A 3621-nucleotide genomic window follows, 5' to 3' on the forward strand; every position below is an offset into this window, starting at 1 on the left:
TGACTTGGGTATTGTCTGACACTGGTACAGATAGCCCAACTGCTTAGTTCCGAATCAGTAACAACAGTACAACTTTCAAGTAATCATTAAGTCTTAAGGATTGCGAGAAAGTTACTGTAACAATCCATGGTTTAAACTAATAGACAATTAAACTAGTATTAAAAAGATTGGGTGGAGAGATATGAAAAAAAAGATACGGGAACAGATTAACTGGATAGGGATATGTATTATCGGTCTTTTATTCTTATGGATATGTCCTACTGCAGTTATTGCAGACTCCACCACAGTCTATCCTGTTACTACAAAAGCAATAAGTTATGAGTACAATGTTGATTCACTAACAGATGAACAATTTCAAAATATAAAAAATGAATTTAAATTATATGGATCGCCTACTGCTACTTGGTCTTCGAATCAATGGGCAGTCCTGACGCCTGCCCAAAATAATGCAATTGGAAGTATGTATTATAAAGAGAAGCTCAACCTAGATCACAATTTTTCTGTTTCTGGAAAATTGGCAGTTGATATAGCTGTAGTATCTTCTCGTAATGCTGATGGATTCTCTGTAATATTGAGTAAAGATCCTGTTGGTACTTTGGGAAATGGTTCAAGTGGTATTGGTGTTGTTGGGTTACATAATTCAGTAGCGTTAGTTTTTGATACATATCAAAATACTGGGGAACCTGCCACTCCTTATTTAGGAATTTGGTCCACAGATTCCAATGGAAATAAAAGTGTAAAAAAAACTGAAGCAATTAGTACTTCATCAGGTTATTCAGAATTTACTTACAGTTTCAACTATGATGCTGCTAGCCATTCAATAACCTATACATTTAATGGTAAAACAATCTATCAAGCAACCATTGATAATGGTGACTACTATTTTTCAATTGCTGCAACTACTAGTAATAGAGCAGGTTCCAGGAGTCAGTATGCACGAATAGGAAGTTTTACTGTTCCAAAACTAGTAACAAATACACCCATAGTGAAAAAAGAAGTTAGATCAACATACAGTTCCACCTTGACTTTAGCTGATGAAAATGGCACTGCATATCCAACTGGATCAACAGCTACAGTGAATGGGAAGGTGTACACGGTAGATGATACTTCATCTATCTCAGTTCCTTTTGGCCAAACAGCTAATGAGACCAATTTAAAAATATCAGTTAAATCGTATCAAATGGACAATAATACTAAACTTGAGGCTATGGAATCAGAAACAATCACTTATACTCGAAATCAACAGTTATGGGGAGATGTACCGTGGTCATTTGATAGTAGTACTGGGACAATCACGTTTACTTCTGGAGGTACCTTGGGTCCTTTTTATGAATCTCCATGGAATCGATCGGATGCTTTAAGAATTTCTAACACAGCAGTTAAAAAAATTGTGTTTACCAGTCCTGTTAGCACACAGGCTGAGGCAGGTTATCTATTTGGTGGTTTTAAGACACAAACAGATGGACAGCAAACTGCTTATTCTTTACAGAATTTAACGACGATAGAGGGTTTAACTTATTTAGATACTAGCAATGCAAGATCCATGACGGGTATGTTTTTATATGCATCTAGTTTAACTAGTCTGGATTTGAGTAAATTTAATACTAGTAAAGTTACTAGTATGAGAGACATGTTTGCTGTAGCATCTGGTTTAACAAGCTTAAATTTGAGTAGTTTTGATACTAGTCAGGTCACTGATATGGCTAATATGTTTCAATCTACCAGCAGCCTAACAAGTTTAAATTTAAGTAGTTTCAAAACTAGTAAAGTTACTAGCATATACAGTTTTCTAAGTGGAGCATCTAAATTAACGAATGTAGATATAACTAGCTTTGATACCTCTAAAGTTACAGATATGAGTAATATGTTTTCAGGTATGAGTAGTCTAACAAGTTTAGACTTGACTAACTTTGATAATACAACTTTGAATCCAAACATAAATCGTGCATTAGCCGATACAAAGTCATTGAAATCAATCACACTTGGTCCCAAGTTTAAAGACACATCTAATGCATCTGCATTACCTAATATCACTGTCAATGATACTTATTCTGGCAATTGGCAATATCAGGTAGATGAGTCCATAGTGGGTACAACCTCCCAATTCCTTGCAAATTACGACGGGACAAAACCAGGTACGTATGTCTGGGGTCCAGCCACAGTGACAATGACAGTTAACTACTTGGATGCAGTTGATAAAAAACCAATTTTTGAAGATGCATTACAAACATCTACCACAAAAACTGCAGTGACTAAAACAGTTAAAACTGGTGCAACTATTTCTGATCAATTCTCCGCTACAGATCTTGCATTTGATGGCTATAGAACAATTACGTCAGATTCCTATACAACTGGAACTTCAAATACCCAAGAGTATACGACTGTTCCAACAAAAAATTTTAGCATAACTTATTCTTATACACCTATGACAAAATTAATTTCTGTTCCTAATGAATTTAGCTTCGGAAACTTTGATCCTAGAGATTTATTAGCCAAAGAAACAGTAGTATACCCAACCAATAGTCCAATCGAAAATGTCAAAATATTAAATACAAACCGTACTGTACAGTGGGTTCTTAGCGCCCAACTATCTAGCGATGTTCAGAGAGAAAGTGACAATTTAGCGTTAAAAGGGTACGTGTTTTATCAAACTACAGACAAAGAAAAGAAAAAAATTACAATTGATAGTGCAACTCAGTTAGCTACTCAATCTACAAGCACTCCTTTACAGCAGTTTGTCACTGTGCTAGGAAATTCAATAGATAATGTGGGTATCGGTATGGATATCTTCAATACACAGCGAAATTATTTGGGGAACTATACTGGAAAAATTGACTGGGTACTTACTACTAAAAACAAATAAGAATTTGATCAATGTAACCATTTGGGTTAGTTCTCAGTAGTCAGGGCAAAAAAATATCACCACTACACCTATTTGTAGAAATGATAACTATTAAACTATAAGTAAATCTTATGTGTGCATCTTGCACAGTAAACTTAAAGATGATTATCTAATCAGACTGGAAGAAGGAAAGATAAATGAATCAAATACTACTTTTAACGACAAATCTTTCAGCAGATACTCAATTGAAAGAAAACTTAGACTATTTAGGATACGAAGTTCTTTGCTCAAAACAATTGGTTGAGCCATTCATGACAGATAATTCCCCGTTGGTATTCAATTTTCCTGTTGTAATTTTTAGTGATACCCTTACAAATGAAATGGTTGACACAATTTTACGAAAGGGACAAGTAGCCGGCCGTGTGATTTTACGTTGTGATATCCCTCCTTTAAATGACGAGTTAACCGAAGAATGGCAGAAATTGGGACTAACTGCACAATTCTCAAAGGATTCTCCTTTGTCAAATTTGAGAGAGTTACTGTCCTCTTCTCGACAGCTACATTTCAGTGAAATAAAAGCACGTCAACCAGGTGGGACTTTGGCATCAACTGTTACTTTTATGGAAGCGATTGGGACTTTCTCGTCAAAAGAAAGAAAATTGTTTGAAATATTATCCAATGAAAAGGGAGGATTTCTCACGCGAAAAGAAGTTGCCCAACGAATGTGGAATGGTCAACCGACAAGTTCACACTTGGCGCAACTTTCTCAAATTGTTAGT

Annotated in this window: 2 protein-coding genes; both read left to right on the forward strand. The window is 35.4% G+C overall.

What is annotated here, in order from left to right:
- The first annotated feature begins 181 nt into the window (after nucleotides 1–181).
- The gene (locus ORH16_RS18740) at nucleotides 182–2863 is read left to right on the forward strand and encodes a BspA family leucine-rich repeat surface protein (protein WP_265460452.1); all 2682 of its coding nucleotides are present in this window, start codon (nucleotides 182–184) and stop codon (nucleotides 2861–2863) included.
- Nucleotides 2864–3039: 176 nt separating this feature from the next.
- Nucleotides 3040–3621, forward strand: a 582-nt coding sequence (locus ORH16_RS18745; RefSeq protein WP_265460453.1) for a hypothetical protein, incomplete at its 3' end; no start/stop codon positions are given.

The sequence above is a fragment of the Enterococcus sp. HY326 genome (assembly GCF_026157065.1).
In the GTDB taxonomy this organism is placed as follows: Bacteria; Bacillota; Bacilli; order Lactobacillales; family Enterococcaceae; genus HY326.